Below are 20,413 nucleotides of genomic sequence, written 5' to 3' on the forward strand. Positions count from 1 at the left end.
AAAAGTGATGATAAGGCTGTATAATAGCACATTTTATTTTTAAACAATATAAATTTAAAAGGCGAATTTATGAAAATCGGTATCGTAGGCCTAGGACTCATCGGCGGCTCGCTAGGTCTTAGCCTAAAAAACGAAAAACTAATCAGCTGCGTTAGCGGCATGGATCTAAGTAAAGAGCACGAAAAACAGGCGATTGAGCTCGGTCTCGTACATGAAATTTTGACGCTTGAGCAGATGAAGCAAAAATGCGACATGATATTTCTAGCCATCCCAGTCGAAGGAATCATCAAAATCGTCAAAGAATTTGAAGGCATCGGCGAAAACACGACTATCGTAGATCTTGGAAGCACCAAGCAAAAAATCATCGAAGCCGTACCCGAGAGCATCAGACAAAATTTCATCCCAGCTCACCCGATGGCGGGCACCGAGTACTCCGGTCCGACCGCCGCGTTTTCTGGACTTTTTAAAGACGCGGTCGTAGCTATCTGCGACTTTAAAGAAAGCGGCGAGATGCACGTCAAGCGCTCGGTCGAGCTCTTTTCGCACCTAGGTATGAAGATTATCTTCATGAGCGCGGCGGAGCACGACCATCACGCCAGCGTCATCTCCCACCTGCCCCACGCCATCAGCTTTTCGCTAGCTAGCAGCGTGCTAAAAAAGGAAAACAAAAAAAATATCATCGCGCTAAGCGGAACGGGATTTAACGGCATGATCAGGATCGCCAAAAGCTCGCCAGTGATGTGGACGGATATATTTAAACAAAACAAGCAAAATTTGATAAATTCGATAGACCTTTTCAAAAAAGAACTTGACGAATGCGAAAATTTAATCAAAAACGAGAAGTGGGACGAGCTGCGAGAATGGATGAGCGAAGCTAGAAAAATACGCGAAATTTTATAAATTCGGGCGCAAATTTACCTTAAATTTATCGCTTTTTAGTACAATCGGCGTCTTTAAGATTTAGGAGATTTTATGAGAAGACGCGGCAATCCGAATTTGATATTTTTCGGCGTTATTATTTTGCTTTTAGTTGCGGCGATAGCTTTTTTATTTACTTCAAAAACATTTGAGCGCGAAGCGCCGAGCATAGCTATCTCAGATCAAATTTACTGGAACCTAACCTCGCCTCTGCCGATCAAAATAACCGACGAAAGCGGCGTAAAATCGGTTAAAATTTCGCTCGTAGACGAAAAAGGCAGCGTAAATTTGCTAACTCAAAAATTTGAAGCGCCGTCTGAGATCGTCGATTTAAATTTAACCTTTCCGAAAACTGGATTCGGCGCGCAAAAAGATATCTACAACATCGTGATCGAGGCCACGGATACTAGCAAATGGGGATTTTTCCTCGGCAATACGCAAAAAAAAGAGGTCAAAATCACCGTCGATAACAAAAAACCCGACGTAAACATCCTAAACCACTCATACGCCATAACAAAAGGCGGTAGCGCGACGATCGTGTTTAAGGCTACCGACGAGATGCTAAAAGAGGTCTATATCGAGACCAATTACGGTAAAAAATTTATCCCGAGCAAATTCGTAAAAGACGGCTACTACGCCTCGCTAGTAGCTTGGCCGGCGCAGCAAGGCTCCTTTAGCGCCGATGTCGTAGCGCTTGACGCGGCGGGAAATATAACCAAAAGCAAGATAAGATTTTTCTACCAAGATAAAAAGTACCGCATCTCAAAGATAAAATTGGATGGCCAAAGTAGATTTTTAAACGAAAAAATCCCCGAGCTGGCGCAGCAATACGCCAAAAATTACGACGCGATGAGCAATCTGGAAAAAATGAAATTCGTAAATGAAAATCTACGCGAGGCAAATGAGAAAATAATCTCGCAAATCGCCGCAAAAGTCGAGATAGACGCGGCGGAAAATTTTAGCGTAAATAAATTTTACCCGCTAAAAAACGGCAAAGCGGTGGCTAGCTTCGGCGACCACAGATACTATACCTTTGAAGATAAAGACGTGAGCGAAAGCTGGCACATGGGTATAGACCTAGCCTCGACGCAAAGAGCCGACATCGTCGCTAGCAACGACGGTAAGGTCGAATTTGCCGCAGAAAACGGCATCTACGGGCGCAACGTCCTGATAAATCACGGATTTGGCCTATTTTCGCTCTACGGGCACTGCAGCTCGCTAAACGTCAAGGCCGGCGACTCCGTTAAGGCCGGCGACGTCATCGCAAACACCGGTGTTACTGGCCTAGCGATGGGCGATCACTTGCACTTTGGCATGCTGGTGCAAGGCATAGAAGTGCGCCCCGAAGAGTGGATGGATAACGGCTGGATGAAGGATAACGTAACCGGCGTTTTGAACGCGGCCAAAAAAATGGTAGAATAAATTTACCGTTTTGTTGTAAATTTGTTGTATAATGGCAAGAATAAGAAAAATAAGGGCGAAAATTTGAAACAAACAACCATAAAATCAACCGTAGAGGGCGTAGGTATCGGGCTTCACAAAGGTGAGCCGATAAAAATCACGCTTGAACCGCTCGGGGCAAATTCGGGAATAATATTTTACAGAAAAGACCTCGGAGTGAGTTTTAAGGCAGAGCCGAAAAACGTGATAAACACCCAAATGGCTACCGTAATCGGCGGCAAAGAGGGCTACGTCTCGACGATCGAGCATCTGCTAAGCGCGATAAACGGCTACGGCATCGACAACGTTCGTATCGTCCTAGACGCCAACGAAGTTCCCGTTATGGACGGCTCGGCGATAAGCTACTGCATGATGCTCGATGAAGCCGGCACGGCGGAGCTTGACGCGGACAAAAAAGTAATCGTAATCAAACGCCCGGTAGAAGTAAACAAAAACGGGAAATTTGCTAGAGTAACGCCGTCGAATAACCCAAAATTCGACTTTACGATCAAATTTGCCCATCCGATAATCGGTGAGCAAAATTACGTGTTCGAGTTTAGCAAACAAGCCTACATAGAGGAGATTGCGCGAGCTAGGACGTTTGGATTTTTAAAAGACGTGCAGATGCTAAGAGCGCAAAATTTAGCCCTCGGCGGCAGCTTAGACAACGCCGTAGTTATCGACGACAATAAAATTTTAAATCCTGAAGGCCTGCGCTTTGAAAACGAATTTGTTCGTCATAAAATTTTAGACGCGATCGGCGACCTAAGCCTGATGGGCGCGCCTTTGATGGCTGACTATACAAGCTTTGCGGGCAGCCACGAGCTAAACCACGAGCTAACGCTGGCTATCCTAAGCGACGATAAAAACTACGAAATTGTCACGCTAAAAGGAGATTTCGCTCGCGAGTACCAAAAGGTATTTGCATAAAAAATATCCAGATTTTAGTTATCGCTCTTAGCTCGCCGCTAATCGTCGGCATTTATGACGAAAACGGCGAGCTTATAGAGCAAATTTCTAGCGAAGAAAAATCCGACGTCTCTCTCGTAAAAATAATGGACGATATTTTAAACGGCGGTAAATTTAATCTACGAAAAATCATCTACGCAAACGGCCCGGGAAGCTTTATGGGCGTGAAAGTCGCCTACGTCGTTCTAAAGACGATTAGCATCGTAAAAGAGTGCGAATTTTACGCGGTTAGCGGTTTTGAACTAAACGGCGGCGCACCGATACGGGCGAATAAAAATTTAAGTTTCGTGGATACGCCCGATGGCATCAAGCTACAAAAAGCGCAAGCGGGCGAGTTTGGCCTGCCGCAAAATTTAGCCGTTTTAAATCTAAATTTAGATACTCTACCAAATTACGTTATACAAGCCGTTTAGGAGATTTTTTGCAAATTTTAGTTCCCGCCACGAGCGCAAACATTGGCCCCGGTTTTGACGCCTTAGGACTTGCCCTAGAGCTACACAACACAGTCGAGATAACGAGGGCAAACTTCGCCTCCGTGAGCATTTTGGGCGAAGGCAAAGACAACGCGCTTCTTAAAAAAAACAACATTTTTTTATCTATTTTCAATGAAATTTACGTCAAACTAACGGGTAAAAAAGATACTTTTCGCATGATTTTTACCAATCAAATCCCGTTTTCGCGCGGACTTGGTAGCTCCTCTGCGGTCATCACTTCAGCCATCGCGGCAGCTTATGCGGCGGCTGGATTTAAGGCGGATAAAAGCGCGATTTTAAACCAGGCGCTAGTTTACGAAAACCACCCCGACAATATCGCTCCGGCGACGCTTGGCGGTTTTGTTAGCTCCGTCATCGAAAACGGCAAGGTAAAATCCCTAAAAAAACCTTTAAGCGCCGATATCAAAGCCGTCGTCGTGATCCCGGATAAGCCGATGAGCACGAACGAATCTCGCGCCAAACTACCCAAAAATTTTACGATGAGCGAGTGCGTTAGCAACCTCTCTCACGCCGCATTTCTCACGGCTTGCTTTTTTAGCGAAAATTACGAGCTTTTAAGGACGGCGGCAAAAGACGTCATGCACGAGCAAATCCGCATGCAAAGCCTACCCGAGCTCTTTGAAGTGCGCAAGATAGCCTACGAAAACGGCGCGCTTTTAAGCACGCTTTCAGGCAGCGGATCGAGCTTTTTAAATATCATTTATGCCGGCGATGCCGCAAATTTAAAACAAAAACTGCAAGATAAATTTAAGAGCTTTCGAGTTGAAATTTTTAATTTTGACAACGACGGGATAAAAATCCTACAAAGCTAAAAAAAAGCTAAAAGAAGTTATAATAATGGCTCAAAAATTTATCCCTATCAGGACGTGCGTGGTCTGCAAAAAGCGCTTTGAACAGCAAATTTTGCGTAGATACAGACTGATAAATTCTTCGCTATTTTTCGGAAACGGAAACGGACGCAGCTTTTATCTTTGCGAGGAATGTCTAAAAAAAGACGAGAAAATTTTAAGAAAATCGCTCGGAAGGGCCGCGGGTAGTTTTATCGCGACGCTACAAAACGGGCAAAATTTAAAGGAGATACTCTTAAATGGGGACTGTTCGAATTTCAGAGATAGCAAATGAGCTCGGCTACAATAGCAAAGAGGTTTTAGAAAAGGCTATTGAGCTTGGGCTAAAGGTAAAAACGCACTCAAGCGGCGTTAGTCCTGAAGAAGCGGCGGCGCTATACACCTACATCCAAACCGGCGAGATCCCCGAAGCTCTCAAGCAAAAACCCGAAAAGAAAAAACCGACCGTAAAAAAAGCGGAAGCCAAAGAGAGCAAAGAGAGAAAAGAAAGCAAGCCAAAAGAGGCTAAAAAACCAAGCTCCGCAAAAGAAGAAAAGCCTTTGCCAAAAGAAAAAGTAGAGACAAAAAACTACGAAAAATCTGAAAAAGAACAAAAAACAGTCACTCAAAAACCTGCAGAAAAAGCGCCTGAGCCAAAAGCCCCAGCAGCGCCTAAAGAGGAGCCAAAAGCCCAGCCTGTGACTACCGAGCCAGTTCAGCCAAAAGAAAGCCTAGCCGACGTTAGTCTACAAAAAAGACGAGGCCTAGTTATCGTAAAAAAGAAAAAAGACGAGCAGCCCGCACCTAGAGCAAGCGAGAGAAAAGAGTCTGCGCCGGCGCTAAATTTGGAAAGCATGTTTAAATTTAGCGACGAAAAGATCGAGCGCAAAAAGAAAAAAGAGAAAAAACCGGTCATCGCAACCAAAAAAGACGGCGCTACAAAGATGGATCTACTAGGCGACCGCGATATGGCCGACATCGTGATAGACGATGAAGACGTGGTTATATTGCCTGATTTTTCAGTACGAACGCAAACTCCGGAGCCTCAAAAAACAAGACAACCTGCAAATACCAACTACAAACCAGTACTAAATACATCGGTAAGTTCATTTCTAGAGCAAGGTACTGCGCGCAGGCCTCGCAAAAAACATAAAAAATCGCAACGAGCCGACCATAACGGAGAGGCGGTAACCTACGTCGAGATACCAAAAGAGATCCGTCTTTACGAATTTGCCGATAAAATCAATAAGCAACCGAGCGAAATCATCGGCAAGCTCTTTATGCTAGGTATGATGACGACCAAAAACGACTTCCTAGACGAGGATGCGATAGAGATTTTGGCAGATGAATTCGGCATAGAGGTAAATATCGTCGATACGCAAGAAGCGTTTGACTACGTTAAAGCCTACGACGAAGAAGAGGAGCAACTAGACGATGCAAATTTGACCGTCCGAGCTCCTGTTATAACCATCATGGGTCACGTCGATCACGGCAAAACATCGCTACTAGACTACATCAGAAGCTCGCGCGTAGCAGCGGGCGAGGCGGGCGGCATCACGCAGCACGTGGGCGCCTATATGGTAAACAAAAACGGTAAAAACATTACCTTTATCGACACTCCGGGCCACGAAGCTTTCACGGCTATGCGCGCTAGAGGAGCCAAGATCACCGATATCGTTATCATCGTAGTCGCAGCCGACGACGGCGTAAAACCGCAAACCAAAGAGGCCGTGAGCCATGCAAAAGCCGCGGGCGTGCCTATCATCATCGCGATAAACAAGATGGATAAAGAGGCTGCAAACCCAGACAAAGTAAAAAGCGAGCTAGCCGAGCTAGATATCCTATCCACCGACTGGGGCGGCACGTACGAGTTCGTTCCGATCTCAGCAAAGATGGGCACGGGCATAGACGATCTGCTTGAGATCGTACTCTTGCAGGCTGAAATTTTAGAGCTAAAAGCAAACGCAAAAGCAAACGCAAAAGCCGCTATAATAGAAAGCTCTCAGCAAAAAGGCCGCGGTCCGGTAGCTACGGTTATCGTAGAAAACGGTACTCTAAGAGTCGGCGATATCGTGGTCGCAGGCGTCGCATACGGCAAGATAAGAACGATAACCGATGACCAAGGTAAAATTTTAAAAGAGATAAAACCTGGCGAATGCGGCGTGATAATGGGACTTAGCGAAATTCCTGAAGCCGGCGAAACGCTAATAAGCGTTAAAACCGACAAAGAGGCTCGCGAGTACGCACAGAAAAAGGCTGAATACCTACGCCAAAAAGAGCTAAGTAAAACAACAAAAGTAAGCCTAGAAGAGCTTAGCGAGAAGATCGCCGAGGGCGAGCTAAAATCGCTCCCTGTTATCGTAAAAGCCGACGTGGGCGGCTCGCTAGAAGCCATCAAGGCAAGCCTAGAAAAACTTCGCAACGACGAGATAAAAGTAAATATCATCCACTCAGGCGTGGGCGGCATCACACAAAGCGACGTGGAGCTAGCCAGAGCGAGCGAAAACTCGGTGATTTTAGGCTTTAACATTAGGCCTACCGGCGAAGTGAAAGAAAAAGCCAAGGAAAGCGGCGTCGAGATCAAAACCTACAACGTCATCTATAACCTACTCGACGACGTAAAGGCGATCCTAAGCGGCCTAATGTCGCCTGTCATCCACGAGGAGCAGCTCGGACAAGCGCAAGTACGTCAGGTTATCAACGTCCCTAAAGTGGGCGCGATAGCAGGTTGCATGGTGACCGAGGGCACGATAAACCGCGGTGCGAAAATCCGCCTAATCAGAAACGGCGTGGTCGTACACGAGGGCACCGTAAGCTCGCTCAAACGCTTCAAAGACGACGTGAGAGAGGTAGCGCGCGGCTTTGAGTGCGGCGTAGGTATCGACGGCTATAACGATATCAGAGAAGGCGACTACATCGAGAGCTTTAAAGAAGTAGAGGAGCAAGCCAGCCTATGAACCCCTCGGAAATAAAGCGCCTGCGCACGCAAAGCGTACTAAAAGAGCTTCTACCCGAGGCTCTATCTACGCTTGAGGATGAGCTTTTACGCGGACTTTGCGTAACCGACGTCGAGTGCAAAAAGGGCAGATACGACGCGTTCGTATACCTCGATAAGATGATGTTTGACGAGCGCGAGCAGGCCTATATACTAGACCGCCTAAAACGCGTATCAAAGCATCTGCAAAATCACTGCATGGCTGCCGAGGGCTGGTATAGAGCGCCGAATTTTCACTTTAAATTTGACGACAGGCTCGAGTACCAAAACCATATGGACGATTTGTTTGAAAAAATCTCAGAGGATCTAAATAAAAATGCAAAATCTTGAAAATCTGATCTCACAGTGCGGCGTGCAGCTCTATGACGTCGAGGTTGCAAACGAAAACGGCAGAGCGATCTATAGGATCTATATCGCAAAGCCAGGCGGCGTAAATTTAGACGACTGCGAAAAAGTCTCGCGCCTACTCTCGCCGATATTTGACGTCGAGCCGCCGCTTAGCGGAGACTACGTGCTAGAGGTTAGCTCGCCCGGACTTGAGCGAAAGCTGGAAAAACCGAGTCATTTTATCTCAAGTATCGGCGAACTGGCTAAAATATCAGCCGAAGTAGACGGCGAAAATAAAAAGCTAAAAGGCAAAATCATATCCGCCGACGACGATGAGATATCGTTTGAGAGCGAAGGTCAAATTTTAAAGATAAAAATCTCGAATATAAAAAAGGCAAAAACCTATATCGAGTGGTAAGCCGCAAATTTAAAGGCTCAAATTTAAGCTAATACCTCGTCAAATTTGAGTTAAATTTTACAAATTTGAGCCTTTAAATTTAGATCGCAAAGCTTAAACGCGCCACAGTCAAATTTCTCAAATTTAACCTCAAATTTGCAAATCGCCTCCGTGTAAATTTAAATTTCCCCCCCCCCCCAAAAAAAAAGCACAAAAAAGGGCGGCGTAAATTTCGGCGATTCTACCCGCCTACTCCCCAAAGCGCGCGGCGTAAATTTAATACCCGACTAGCAAAACATAAGCTAACTTTGGCTATAATCCCTAAATTTTTTAAAAAGTAGGAATCATGAGCTTTTTAGATATTTTTTCCAAAACAAGAAAGCAACAATCCGCTCCTAGCGAGGCTCCGGCGCACTGGGTCAAATGCGACAGCTGTCACTCGCTGATGTATTACAAAGAGGTCGAGGCAAATTTCAACGTCTGTCCAAAGTGCGGTTTTCACATGAGATTATCCGCCGACAAGAGGATAGCGATGATCTGCGACGAAGGCAGTTTCGTCGAGCTTGACACCAAGCTAAAGCCCGTCGATCCAATCAAATTCGTCGATAAAAAATCCTATAAAAAACGTATAAGCGAAAACGAGGAAAAGACGGGCAGAAGCTCGGCCGTGATCTGCGGCGAGGCCAAGATCGACGGTATGAACGTACAGCTGGCGGTTTTTGATTTTGGCTTTATGGGCGGGTCTTTAGGCTCGGTCGAGGGCGAAAAGATCGTGCGCGCCGTAAAAAGATCGCTCGATAAAAAGCAGCCTCTAATCATCGTTTCGGCTTCTGGCGGAGCGAGGATGCAGGAGAGTACGTTTTCGCTAATGCAGATGTCAAAAACCTCCGCCGCTCTAAAGCTACTTGACGAGGCTAAGGTGCCCTATATATCAGTCTTAACCGATCCTACGATGGGCGGAGTGAGCGCGTCTTTTGCGTGGCTGGGCGATGTCATCATCGCAGAGCCGGGCGCTCTCATCGGCTTTGCCGGACAGCGCGTTATCAAACAAACAATCGGAGCCGATCTGCCTGAGGGCTTTCAAAGATCGGAGTTTTTGCTAGAGCACGGCCTAATAGACGCCATAGTCGAGCGCAAAGAGCATAAGCAGTTTTTAAGCGATATGATAAGGTTGCTCTCAAACAACCCGGCCTACGCCGCCAAGCAGCCGAGCGCTCAAAATTTGGACGACGAGGAATAAATTTGGAAATTTCCGTGTTTTGCATCCAAAAGTCAAAACGTGAAAATTTTGAAAACGAGATCAAAGAGTACGCGAAGATGTCGTCGAAATTCGCCAAAATTTCAGACGTCGTTATATTTAACGACAAAATCGCCAAAGCCCAAAGCAAGGGGCGAGACGAGGCGCTAAAAGCTTACGACGAGGTTTATGAGCCGAATTTAAACGGCTTTTGCGTGGCGCTTGACGAAGCGGGTCGCGAATTTAACAGCGAGGAGTTTGCTAAACTAATCTCGGACAAGGCTCAGATTTCGTTTTTTATCGGCGGAGCTTACGGGCTTAGTCAAAATTTTAAACAAAAAACGGACGCAGTCGTCAGCCTAAGCCGCATGACGATGGCGCACAAGATAGCAAAACTTATGCTTCACGAGCAGATTTTCAGAGCTCTTTGCATAAACGCTAACCACCCATATCACAAGTAAAGGAACAAAATGCGTAAAAGCGACTTGGAGCAGTTTAAGGCACTTTTACTGGAGCGAAAAGCACAGATAACTAAAAACATTTTAGACTCGTCAAACGAGATGGCAGGACTACGCCAAAGCGGCGTCAGCGACGAGTTTGATATCGCCTCCGTAAACGCCGATCAGCTCATAGAGCAATCAATCAGCGCTCAACAAAGACAAGAACTAGCCGAGATCGACGTCTCGCTGCGAAAGATCGCCGACAAAACCTACGGCATCTGCGAGATGTGCGAGGAGGAGATCGGGCTGGCGCGTCTGCGCGTCAAGCCGCACGCAAAATACTGCATCACCTGCCGCGAGATAGTGGAAAAAACCGCAAAATAGGGGTACGCCATGCAAATCAAACGTTTTATAGCTTGCGCCGTGCTTTACCTGGTCGTAGTCGGCGCGATCGTTTATCTTTTTGAGAGCGGCTCTTACGAGCTTCATCTTAAATTTGCCCTCTTTGGCAGCGACACCGAGTATACGTTAAATTTACCCGTCGCCGTTTGGATGATACTGCCGCCTGCGATTTTGACGATATTTTGCGTACTTCACATGGCCTATCACGGGTTTAAATTTTATGCCTTTAAACGCAAAATATCGCACGACGAGAAATTCTATAGAGACCTAAGTAAGGAAATTTTACTCGGCCTTGATACGAACAAAGACTTTAAAACGAACTTTTATAAAATCCCGTCCCAGATAGCTAGGATCCTCTCGCCGTGGGATAGATACAAAGACGCAAATATCGAGGGCGAGGAGCTACAAAACGTCCTAGACATAATGCGCGCGGTCAAAAACGGCGAAGTCGCCGACCTAAAGAAATTTAAGCTACCTAAGGACAATCCGCTCTTTATCAAAAACGAGCTAAACAAAATAGCAAATTTGGATGGATACTATCTAGAAACGCTTAAAAAACCTATGGGCGATCAGGGCGAAATAGTCCGCAAAGCAAGGCAAAAGCTAATAAATTTAGGCTCGCTCGCCGATATCAAAAAATTTGCTCCCGATCTGGACGAAAAAGAGATCATGACACTAATCGCCCGCTTTGCCAAAGACGAGATAAATTTGAGTAACGACGAGATTTTGGAGCTGTTAAATTCGGATAAAATTTCAAAAGACAGCTTTGGTATCAGCGCCGCGACGCTAAAAAGCAAAATCGCTCCGGACGCTATCATTGGCATCTTCGAGCGCCTTAAAAACGAACGCCAAGAGGCCCAGGAAGCATACGTCTATCTGCTGTTTGAGTTTGAGATGCTAGAGCGCGCGCAGGAGGTTTTAGCAGGCCTTGAAGCCGGCGAATATCAAAATTTCCGCACCTTGCTATACCTCAGACAAAACGGCAAAAACGTCCCGACAGATCTATTTTTCAAGTACGCGCATTGCTGATAGATTTTTCAAAAAAGCCGCTTTTTCTAGCTCCGCTCGCGGGCTTTTCGGATCTGCCGCTTAGAAGCGTGGTCAAGCAGTTTGGCTGCGACGTGACCGTAAGCGAGATGATAAGCGCAAACGCCCTAGTCTACGAGGGTAGCAAAACGCTTGAGATGCTCAAAAAATCGCCGCTTGAAACGCCCTATATCGTGCAGATAGCTGGCAGCGACGCAGACATCGTCAAAAAAGCGGTGGAAATTTTAAACGGTATCGAAGGCATCGACGGTATCGATCTAAACTGCGGCTGCCCAGTGCCAAAGGTCGTCAAACAGTCCGCAGGCTCTGCTCTGCTAAAAGATATCTCGAACCTAAAACGCATCGTAGAAACTATCAAGAAAACCTCAAACAAGCAAATGACTAGCGTCAAACTACGCCTAGGCTTTGACGAGAAAATACCCGAAATTTTAGCCATCGCCGCACAGGACGCCGGAGCTGACTACATCGCATTTCACGGACGCACGAGAGCGGGCGGCTACACGGCAGCGGTAGATTACGCCGCGATCGGCCGAGCCAAAGAGGCAGTAACCATCCCCGTCATCGCAAACGGCGACATCTCGCCCGAAAATGCGACCGACGCGTTAAATTTAACCAACGCCGACGCGCTAATGATAGGACGCGCCTGCATCGGCAAGCCGTGGGTTTTCCACGAGATAAAGACGGGCGGCAGCATCGACGCGGCGACGAAAAAGGCGATCATCTTGGCGCATTTTGACGCGATGATCGAGCACTACGGCGAGCACGGAGCGGCGATATTTCGCAAGCACCTACACCGCTACTCCAAAGGTATAGACGGCGCAAGCGCCTTTCGCGAAGAGATAAACCACATCGCCGAGCCGGAAACCCTGCGCCAAAAAATCCAAGCCTTTTTCTAACCATGCAAGGCTACATCCTGCACACGCAAAAAGTACGCGACGAGGACCTACTCGTCTACATCCTCACGCCCTCGCTGCTAGTCAAATCCTACCGCTTCTACGGCGCGCGCCACTCAAACGTCCTGCAAGGCTACAAGATCGACTTCGAGCTCGAAGGCGGCGAAAACTTCCTCCCGCACCTTCGCAGCGTCCTGCACCTAGGCTACCGCTGGCTACTCTCGCGCGAACGGCTACTCGCGTGGCAGCAGTTTATGCGCCTACTCTACGCACACCTGCGAGACGTCGAGCAGATAGACGAGGTGTATTTTCGCGAGCTTGAGCTTTGCGCCTCGCGCTTTGATAGAGGCGCCCCCAAACGCCTACTCATCGAGAGCTACGTGCGTATTTTAGAGGCCGAGGGTAGGCTACACGACGAGCTTTTTTGCTTTATCTGCGACGAGCCCGTGGAGGATAGAGTTGCGCTAGCCAGGAGCTTCCTGCCCGCCCACGAGCACTGCGCCGCGCAAAAGGGTTTTGCGATAGAAAAGATAAAAATGCTCTTTAGCGAGCGCTCTACGCTGCTGCTTGACGATGACGAGATAGACGCGCTCTACTCTATTTTGCTTCAGGGGCTTTGAGTAAATTTGGCGTTTCAAATTTGACTTGCCAGAGTTTGCTTTCAAATTTAACCCGCTCAAATTTGATGCGGACGGATCTTGTCGCGCCCTGCTACCGATATCCAAATTTATCGGCTCAAATTTCATCAAATTTACCACCTCTTTACCGGGTTTTGGCTAATATTTCGCAAATTTGATTTAAGGGATAAATTTGAAAAGATTCGCACTCGGCTTTGCCGCTCTTTTCCTCGTCGTTTTTATAAATTTCCTCTACGAAAAGCTATCTCGCCTTACTCATTTTACCGTCACTCCCGATACTAAGATAGATCCAAACTCCGAGCTAGCCAAATACGTAACGCAAGAGGAGATAGACGACTTTGCTTTTAGATACTGGGATATAGACGAATACGAGGAGAACAACGCCACCCTTAACGCTTTAAGAAATTTGCTGAGGCTAAAAGATACGGATAAGATTTTAAATTTTATGACAAGAAACGGGCTTGGCGCCGACGTAAAGATGAAGGCAAACACGACGCCGCTGATATACGCTAGCTTTTACGACGACGAAACCACGGCAAAAAGACTCATGGAGATGGGCGCAAACGCTCATGCGAAAGATAACTACAAACTCTCGCCCCTGGCCTACGCCATAGAAAACAACTCGACAAAGACCGTTAAGCTGCTGCTTGATAGCGGAGTAAGGCTTGAGGAAGTCAAGGCGGTGCAGTTTTATCTAACCCACGCAGTATATGCCTTGATAGATAGTATAGTGATAGATAAAGACGACGTACATATAAATTACGGTTTTATGGATATCGACTCAAAGGACGCAGTAGAACCATTTCACTACGTCATATCCAATAATCTACTGGAAATTTCAAAAATGTTTTTTGAGCTGGGATATAAGCCCGAATGTAAATTTAATGCCCAAAGATATGAAGAATTTGACTGCTTTGACAGACTGAGCATAATACCAAACTACGAACCTATGCTAAATTTACTACTAGACAACAACGTTTCGGGGCAACCTACTAGCGAGGAGCTGAAAGGGGCGTATAAAAAGTGTCACGATAAAGTTGGAGTTTTTACTGCGGCAAAGGAAGGCTATATCTATAAAATGAATCAAGGCAGAGACGAAGAGTCCGAAGAAAAGATAAAGAAAAAGTATGATAAATACAAATATGCTCCTTATTCGCTACTATATGAAGACGGTCTTTTGCAATACAAACCAAAGCCGCCAAATCTCGAACAAATAAAAAGATTTGACGATACGATAAATTTTTACTCTAAACACTGTTTGGACGAAAATGCTACATTTAAAGATACCGAATCTTTTGTAAAATGGACAAATGAAGAAGAAAGGCGAGAGAATGTACTGCGGTTTTTAGAAGCGCATAAAAATAACCCCGCTAAGGTGATCTATATCGACGCCAACATAAGTAGTCAAGACAAAGAAAAGCTAATATCCAATAAACTAATCCAAAAATTAAGGAGCAAAGATGCCGCAGAGCGATAACAATAGATCGCTTATGGCGCGGCGGGAGCAAGGGGAAACCAGACCGGCAAAAGTCAAATTTGACCGAAAGAGCGGTCAAATTTAAGCTAAATTTGACGAGTTCTCACTCCTCGTCGGTCAAATTTTGCGCCCCAGCGGCGAAAAACGTATCGCTGTGGATGTTTTCAAAAGCGGCCTTTAGCGAGACGAAAAACTTTGGATTTTGCTTTTCTAAATTTGCCAAAAGCTCCTTAGTTTCGGCTCTAGCGTGAGGCATCTTGATATCAAATCGCATCGCCGGACACGCCTCGTCGCCGATAACCGTAAGCCCGTTTCGCACGGCGTTTTCGCGTAGCTGCCTTTCGCGCACGAATATAAACGGCCTGATAACCTCGATACCGTTTGCCGCGACGTATTTGGGGGCAAGCGTTCGTAGCGCGCCGTTATAAGTAAAATTCATAAAAAAGCTCTCGACCGCGTCGTCGAGGTGGTGGGCGATGGCGAGCTTGTTAAAGCCGTGCTCGAGCGCGTAAGTGTAGAGATAGCCGCGCCTCATACGCGAGAAAAAGCTGCAAAAGCTGGAGTTTTTGCGGATCTTGTCCTTTGATATCTCAAAGATCGAGCTATCGATCACGTCGTGCTCGATGCCGTGCTCGGCGCAGTGGCGCGTGAGATAGGCGTAGTCCTCGCCCATGCCGTAGCTTAGCGTCACGGCCTTAAACTCAAATTTTTCGGGCGTGACGTTTTGCATATGTTTTAGCACGTGCGCGAGCGCGAGGCTGTCTTTGCCGCCGCTAAGACCGAGCAAAATTTTATCGCCGCCGCGCACCATGCGGTATCTGGCGTTAGTCTGCCCGACCTGGCGCAGCAGCCGCTTGCTAAGCTCTATCATAGCCGCTCGATCATCGCGAGCATGAACAGCGCGCTGACGTTTGCCGAGTCTTGTAAAAATTTATCGAAGTCAAACTCTGCGCTGCCGCCCGCCTCGTCGCTGATGGCGCGAAGCACGAAAAACGGTACGCCCAGACTCTCGCAAACTAGCGCCACGCTAGCGCCCTCCATCTCGGCCGCATCGGCTTTGAAGGTTGCTTTTAGCCACTCTTTTTTCGCATTATCGCAGATAAACTGATCGCCCGTGGCTATGATGCCGCCTTTTAGCTCGATGCCTTTTTCGGCCGCGACGCTAGAGGCTAACGCATTTAGTGCGTCGTCGCTTTTGATAAAGATACTGGTCTCGGGCACGTAGCCGTGCGGGTGTCCAAACGCCGTGATATCGACGTCATGCTGCACTAGACTAGTCGCGTAAAGCATATCGCCGATTTTCAAATTTGGATTTAGCGCGCCTGCGACGCCGGTAAAAAGTAGCTTGCCGGCGCCGAATTTTTCTATCATTGCGCTTGCGGTCAGAGCGGCGTTTACCTTGCCGATCTTAGAGTAGGCGATCACAAGCTCTTTGCCGCCGAAATTTGCGAGGTAAAATACGTTATTTGCGTGCTTAACCTCTTTATAGTCCTTGATACGCTCAAGCAGAGGAGCAACCTCCTCGCGCATCGCGCCTAAGATTGCTATCATTTAAGCTCCTTTAAAAGCTCTTCAAGGCTGCTAACATCAGTGACGCTAAAGGTCGGCTTTTCGGTGATTTTTTTGTTGATGCCTTTTAGCACGCTACCGCCGAACTCCACGAATATATCGACCCCGTCTTCGATGCTTTTGATGCTTTGTTTGTATAAAACGGGGCTAACTAGCTGGGCTTTTAGCAAATTTAGCGCTTCGTCTTTTGAGCCGTAAGGCTTCGCCGACGCGTTTGAAACGACTGGGTCAAATTTAGCGGCCAACGCTGGCTCTAGCTGCGCCGTTAGCTTCTCGCTAGCGCTCTTTAAAAGCGGGCAGTGGCTGATGACGGACATGTTTAGGGGTAGTACGCGCTTGGCGCCCGCTTCTTTAAACGCTGACTCAAATTTGGCGATATCCTCTTTTAGTCCCGCGATCACGATCTGACCGTCGCAGTTGTAGTTCGCGGCGTAAATTTGATGGCCGTCCGCCTGAGCGTTTTTGCAAATTTGCTCTACCGTCTCGTCGCTAAGGCCCAAAATAACGCTCATCGTCACGTCTTTGCCCACACAGTCCTCTTGCATAAATTTACCGCGCAAATTTACGATCCTAAGCGCATCAACAAAATCAAACGCGCCGCTAACCGCAAGTGCGCTAAACTCGCCCAAAGAGTGGCCGAGTGCAAATTTAGGCTTTAAATTTGCACTTTGCTTTAGCGCGAGATAGCACATAAGCGAGTTTAAAACGATGGCGGGCTGGGTAAATTCGCTCCTGTTTATGAGGTCGTTTTCGTTGAAAAGTAGATTTGAAAAGTCGATTTTTAGGCTATCGCTTGCATTTTGTAAAAGCTCAGCGGCCGGGCGGAAATTTTCGTAAATTTCCTTACCCATGCCGATGCTTTGCGAGCCTTGTCCCGGAAATATAAACGCCGCTCTCATCTAGGTCCTCTTAGTGGCAACCGCATCCGCCGTCATCGTGGTGATGACCGTGTCCGCCGCAGCAACCGCCTTCTTTGTGCTCATGATGGCCGTGGCCTCCGCAGCAACTGCCCTCGCCGTGATGATGGTCGTGATCATGCCCGCCGCATCCGCACGTGTGAGCGCCGGCTACCATGCCCGTGGCTATCTCATCCGGAGTGGCGTCGCGTTTATCGAAAATTTGAACTTTAAACTCTAAATCTTTGCCTGCGTAAGGGTGGTTAAAATCAACCGTTACGTCGTCCTCGCCGATAGATTTTACTATCACGCGCACGCTCTCGCCGTGCTCGCCTTGACCAAAAAGCTCCATGCCCTCTTTTAGCTCGATGCCAGCAAATTGCTCTTTAGGTAGCATCTGAACGGCGCTAGAGTCGTACTCGCCACAAGCCTGAGCAGCCGGAATAACAATAACCTTAGTTTCACCCTTTTCTAGTTTAGTAACCTCTTCTTCTAGTTTCTCGATGATATGTCCGCGACCTGTTAAAAAGGAAATTTCTTGCCCTACTTGCATATTGGACTCTAAAATTTCGCCCGTTTTTGCGTCTTTTAGCTCATAAAACATAGCTATAACTTGTTCTTTCACGTTCTTCTCCTATTTATGAAAATAACGTGATTATATCGTTAAATTTATTAAAGAATGTTTTAGTTTCGAGTAGGTGCGGCTTTGGCTTCTTTACTGTCCGGATAGCCTAGTTTTAGTGCTTTGTAAAATTTATTAGCACTTGCCGTGTCTTTTATCTTATCAAAGCTAATAGCAGTGTGATAAAGAAGCTTTGGTGTATACTCGGCCTTGTCGTAGAGCTGGATACTTTGCTGGTAGTATTTTATGGCGTTGTTGTAAGCTTTTTGCTGATACGCTATCTCGCCGAGATAAAAATTCGCCATCGCAGGCTTATGATCTTTACTTAAAAGATATTCGTATCTAGCCTTTGCATCATCGAGCTTGCCTGCGTCAAATAGCTTTTTAGCTTCGCTTGCTACATCTTGATTTTTTTGTTTGGTAAAATCAATTTTCGGAGCTTGTGGCTCAGCAGCGGCTGGGCTATTGCTAGCTACCGGCTTGTCTTCATCGTTTTTTTTTGTGGTAGCAGGCGCAGCGTTGCTCTTATCTATCAAAGCACCCATATCCTTAAGGGCTTTGGTGATTTTAGCGTTGTTGGCCTCTTGTATTTTTCGGCTTTCTTCTACGTATTTTTTAAGCTCGTCAAAATCACTTTTTGCGGTAGAATTTCCGTCGTTTCCTTCGATATCGTTTAGTCTTTTTTCTATTCTAGACATTCTTGAGTTTAGTCCGTCTAGTACGCTCTGCAAGCCTTCTAAACGCTCTTGTATGGCATTTAAATTTGACTCGACGTCGCCCATATTTCTACTTAGATTTTCTACGTTTTGCTTGTTTTTTAGAAAAGTTTTTTCATTATCAGTCAAACCGTAGGGACTAGAGCTGTCCAAATTTCCAGCATCAAATACCGAAATTTCATTGGAAGCGGAATAAGAGAGAGTGGCTCCTATAAAAAGAGCCACGAAAGTTTTTAAATTCGTCATAAATCTAATTATGGAAGAACTTTAAATTCAGCACGTCTGTTTTGAGCGTCGCAAGCTTTTGTTTTGTCTGTGCAAACAGGATTGCTTTCGCCGTAGCTTACAACCGTGATTCTGTCAGCTGCAACGCCTTGTTTTACAAGCGCGTCTTTAGCAGCTTTTGCTCTTTTTAGACCAAGTGCATAGTTGTACTCGTCTGTACCCCACTCGTCGCAGTTACCCTCTACTTTTACAGAAAGAGCCTGAGCTTCTGATTGATTAAATAGACCTGCGTTTGTGTTGATAGCAGACTGCATGTCGCCTTTGATGTTAAATTTGTCAAAGTCAAAGTATACAGTTTGAACTTGACCTTCGATGCTTGAAATTAATTGTTGCAATCTCTCGCTATCGCTCATCATGTTATCGCTTGAGTTCATACCGCCCATATTTTGATTAGCGTCAGCGCTCATATCAACTTCAGGGTTTTTAGAGCTACAACCGCTCAACAATAAAGCTGCAATAGCAGCAGAAGTTAAAACTACTTTTTTCATTTTCATCCTTTTGTAGAAATTTAACGTGATTATATCATAAAATTTACTAAATATTACCAATCAATAGACTGAATTTTACCGATTTTTAATGGAAATTGGAAACTTTTGTTCTCATTTACGCGAATTATACCAAGAGAACTCTGGCCGCCAAGCTCTTTAATAAACACTACGCTTTGTCCGTCACTAGAAAATCTAGGGTATAAATTTTTACCGCTTGCGGTGAGCTGTCTAATGTAATCGGTCTGCGTAGAGATCATATAAATGTTAAAATCTCTCGTTCCAAAGCTACTCTTACCGTCTTCTCTACTAGAATAAACTATATAGTTCTGATAGGTGCTGACGGAGTTGTTGTTTTTGCCGTGATAGACCAACTGCTCAAAACCGCTTCCATCTACATTTTGCGCGAAAACGTTAGGATAGCCGAGTCTATCAGAAACGAAAACTACGCGTCTGTCGCCGTCAACGAAGTTGCCGTTAACGTCTATGCCGCTATAGTTGGTTACCTGAGATAGTCTTTTTGAATTTAGATCGTATATATAGATATCAGGCTGATCTTGCGGAGCCATAGTTAGCAAAATTTTATCTCCGTTTTGGCTAACGTCGGAGGCTATAAGCATACCGCCCTTGCTATCTAAAATTTTAATTTTTTGGCCGCTTGCGACATCGTATCTGTAAAGAACTAAATTTTTACCGCTGTAATCAGAGTAGTAAAACGCACTCTGGTCGGCTCCTATCCATTTAGGAAATATATTCAAACCGCCTCGCACAAGTACTTTTTGATAAGTTAGAGTATAGTCGGCTATGACGATCTCGCTTTGCTTAGAGCCTGTTCCTTTAGCAAAAATGATAAATTTCTCCATCCAATTAACAGGAGGCATTTTTAGCTCGTTTATTAGCTCCACTATCGCTTTATGCGCGATAAACGGATACTTTGCTCCGTCGTTCATATTGTAAATTTTCTCGTACTGAGTAGTCGCCGTTTTTGCATTTATGAGCTTAACTCTAAGACTGAGGGGCGAGTTTGGAGAACCCTCAAGCACATATCTAAATATAAGCTGCGCGCCCTTTTCGCTCATGACATTCGTATTTGAGTCGCCTTCATAACTACTTGCAATGTACTCGTCCACGACCTCAAAATCAGAGCTAACCTTTAAGTCGCCCAGCATGATTTTATGAAATTTGCTCTTAAAAGCCTGATCGCCGACGGCCGTTGTGGCATCTTGAAGCACGATTTTTGGTAGGGCTAAGCCTTTGTTAACGACCGAAATGGTGGCGTCAACGGCAAAAAGCCAACTGGCAAAAGCAAGAAAAAGTAAAATTTTCTTCATTTTTCCTC

Annotated in this window: 23 protein-coding genes; 16 read left to right on the top strand and 7 right to left on the bottom strand. The window is 46.1% G+C overall.

Annotated elements, in window-relative coordinates:
* Nucleotides 1-69: 69 nt before the first annotated feature.
* The 16 genes from RWM02_RS03830 to RWM02_RS03905 all read left to right on the top strand — a co-directional run bounded on the left by RWM02_RS03830 (nt 70) and on the right by RWM02_RS03905 (nt 14,501).
* On the top strand, nt 70-900 hold the full coding sequence (locus RWM02_RS03830) for a prephenate dehydrogenase (RefSeq protein WP_314069265.1): 831 nt from the start codon (nt 70-72) through the stop codon (nt 898-900).
* 72 nt (nt 901-972) lie between these two features.
* On the top strand, nt 973-2,340 hold the full coding sequence (gene pgp6 / locus RWM02_RS03835; RefSeq protein WP_314069267.1) for a peptidoglycan metallopeptidase Pgp6: 1,368 nt from the start codon (nt 973-975) through the stop codon (nt 2,338-2,340).
* A 63-nt stretch (nt 2,341-2,403) separates the two neighbouring features.
* Nucleotides 2,404-3,288, top strand: coding sequence for a UDP-3-O-acyl-N-acetylglucosamine deacetylase (gene lpxC / locus RWM02_RS03840; RefSeq protein WP_185897923.1), 885 nt, complete (start codon nt 2,404-2,406; stop codon nt 3,286-3,288).
* Between the two features lie 125 nt (nt 3,289-3,413).
* Nucleotides 3,414-3,740 carry a glycoprotease gene (locus tag RWM02_RS03845; RefSeq protein WP_314069270.1) on the top strand — a complete coding sequence of 109 codons (327 nt, stop codon included), beginning with the start codon at nt 3,414-3,416 and terminating at the stop codon, nt 3,738-3,740.
* Nucleotides 3,741-3,748: 8 nt separating this feature from the next.
* On the top strand, nt 3,749-4,633 hold the full coding sequence (thrB, locus tag RWM02_RS03850) for a homoserine kinase (RefSeq protein WP_314069272.1): 885 nt from the start codon (nt 3,749-3,751) through the stop codon (nt 4,631-4,633).
* Nucleotides 4,634-4,658: 25 nt separating this feature from the next.
* On the top strand, nt 4,659-4,943 hold the full coding sequence (locus RWM02_RS03855; protein WP_314069274.1) for a YlxR family protein: 285 nt from the start codon (nt 4,659-4,661) through the stop codon (nt 4,941-4,943).
* Nucleotides 4,909-7,605 carry a translation initiation factor IF-2 gene (gene infB / locus RWM02_RS03860; protein ID WP_314069275.1) on the top strand — a complete coding sequence of 899 codons (2,697 nt, stop codon included), beginning with the start codon at nt 4,909-4,911 and terminating at the stop codon, nt 7,603-7,605. The genes RWM02_RS03855 and infB overlap by 35 nt, the downstream gene beginning before the upstream one ends.
* Nucleotides 7,602-7,973, top strand: a complete 372-nt coding sequence (rbfA, locus tag RWM02_RS03865) for a 30S ribosome-binding factor RbfA (protein WP_002943703.1) — start codon at nt 7,602-7,604, stop codon at nt 7,971-7,973. The genes infB and rbfA overlap by 4 nt, the downstream gene beginning before the upstream one ends.
* A complete protein-coding gene (gene rimP / locus RWM02_RS03870; RefSeq protein ID WP_298086736.1) occupies nt 7,960-8,388 on the top strand; it encodes a ribosome maturation factor RimP in 429 nt (142 codons plus the stop codon). Before rbfA ends, rimP begins: the two co-directional genes overlap by 14 nt.
* A 325-nt stretch (nt 8,389-8,713) precedes the next feature.
* Complete coding sequence (accD, locus tag RWM02_RS03875) at nt 8,714-9,607, top strand: acetyl-CoA carboxylase, carboxyltransferase subunit beta (RefSeq protein ID WP_314069277.1); 894 nt, start codon at nt 8,714-8,716, stop codon at nt 9,605-9,607.
* Between the two features lie 2 nt (nt 9,608-9,609).
* A complete protein-coding gene (locus tag RWM02_RS03880) occupies nt 9,610-10,065 on the top strand; it encodes a 23S rRNA (pseudouridine(1915)-N(3))-methyltransferase RlmH (RefSeq protein WP_002947511.1) in 456 nt (151 codons plus the stop codon).
* Nucleotides 10,066-10,074: 9 nt separating this feature from the next.
* Nucleotides 10,075-10,428, top strand: coding sequence for an RNA polymerase-binding protein DksA (gene dksA / locus RWM02_RS03885; RefSeq protein ID WP_122863290.1), 354 nt, complete (start codon nt 10,075-10,077; stop codon nt 10,426-10,428).
* A gap of 9 nt (nt 10,429-10,437) precedes the next feature.
* The gene (locus RWM02_RS03890) at nt 10,438-11,475 is read left to right on the top strand and encodes a LapA family protein (protein ID WP_314069281.1); all 1,038 of its coding nucleotides are present in this window, start codon (nt 10,438-10,440) and stop codon (nt 11,473-11,475) included.
* Complete coding sequence (locus RWM02_RS03895; RefSeq protein ID WP_314069324.1) at nt 11,472-12,389, top strand: tRNA dihydrouridine synthase; 918 nt, start codon at nt 11,472-11,474, stop codon at nt 12,387-12,389. Before RWM02_RS03890 ends, RWM02_RS03895 begins: the two co-directional genes overlap by 4 nt.
* A 2-nt stretch (nt 12,390-12,391) precedes the next feature.
* Nucleotides 12,392-13,006 carry a recombination protein RecO gene (recO, locus tag RWM02_RS03900; protein ID WP_314069283.1) on the top strand — a complete coding sequence of 205 codons (615 nt, stop codon included), beginning with the start codon at nt 12,392-12,394 and terminating at the stop codon, nt 13,004-13,006.
* Between the two features lie 190 nt (nt 13,007-13,196).
* Nucleotides 13,197-14,501 carry an ankyrin repeat domain-containing protein gene (locus tag RWM02_RS03905; protein ID WP_314069285.1) on the top strand — a complete coding sequence of 435 codons (1,305 nt, stop codon included), beginning with the start codon at nt 13,197-13,199 and terminating at the stop codon, nt 14,499-14,501.
* A 103-nt stretch (nt 14,502-14,604) separates the two neighbouring features.
* On the opposite strand, the gene RWM02_RS03910 is transcribed toward RWM02_RS03905, so the two are convergent.
* From RWM02_RS03910 to tolB, 7 genes are read right to left on the bottom strand one after another with little or no spacing between them, the layout of a single operon-like run.
* Entirely contained in the window at nt 14,605-15,372 is a 768-nt protein-coding gene (locus tag RWM02_RS03910; RefSeq protein ID WP_314069287.1) for a tRNA 2-thiocytidine biosynthesis TtcA family protein, read from the bottom strand.
* Nucleotides 15,369-16,052, bottom strand: a complete 684-nt coding sequence (locus tag RWM02_RS03915) for a 5'-methylthioadenosine/adenosylhomocysteine nucleosidase (RefSeq protein WP_314069289.1) — start codon at nt 16,050-16,052, stop codon at nt 15,369-15,371. Before RWM02_RS03915 ends, RWM02_RS03910 begins: the two co-directional genes overlap by 4 nt.
* Entirely contained in the window at nt 16,049-16,969 is a 921-nt protein-coding gene (gene fabD / locus RWM02_RS03920) for an ACP S-malonyltransferase (RefSeq protein ID WP_314069291.1), read from the bottom strand. The genes RWM02_RS03915 and fabD overlap by 4 nt, the downstream gene beginning before the upstream one ends.
* Before the next feature lie 10 nt (nt 16,970-16,979).
* Nucleotides 16,980-17,591, bottom strand: a complete 612-nt coding sequence (locus RWM02_RS03925) for an FKBP-type peptidyl-prolyl cis-trans isomerase (RefSeq protein ID WP_314069293.1) — start codon at nt 17,589-17,591, stop codon at nt 16,980-16,982.
* A gap of 59 nt (nt 17,592-17,650) precedes the next feature.
* Nucleotides 17,651-18,550, bottom strand: coding sequence for a tetratricopeptide repeat protein (locus tag RWM02_RS03930; protein ID WP_297937443.1), 900 nt, complete (start codon nt 18,548-18,550; stop codon nt 17,651-17,653).
* Nucleotides 18,551-18,558: 8 nt separating this feature from the next.
* A complete protein-coding gene (locus tag RWM02_RS03935) occupies nt 18,559-19,077 on the bottom strand; it encodes an OmpA family protein (RefSeq protein WP_039895131.1) in 519 nt (172 codons plus the stop codon).
* Between the two features lie 53 nt (nt 19,078-19,130).
* On the bottom strand, nt 19,131-20,405 hold the full coding sequence (gene tolB, locus RWM02_RS03940; RefSeq protein ID WP_314069297.1) for a Tol-Pal system protein TolB: 1,275 nt from the start codon (nt 20,403-20,405) through the stop codon (nt 19,131-19,133).
* Nucleotides 20,406-20,413: the final 8 nt, after the last annotated feature.

The organism is Campylobacter showae, from assembly GCF_963515975.1.
GTDB lineage: Bacteria > Campylobacterota > Campylobacteria > Campylobacterales > Campylobacteraceae > Campylobacter_A > Campylobacter_A showae_F.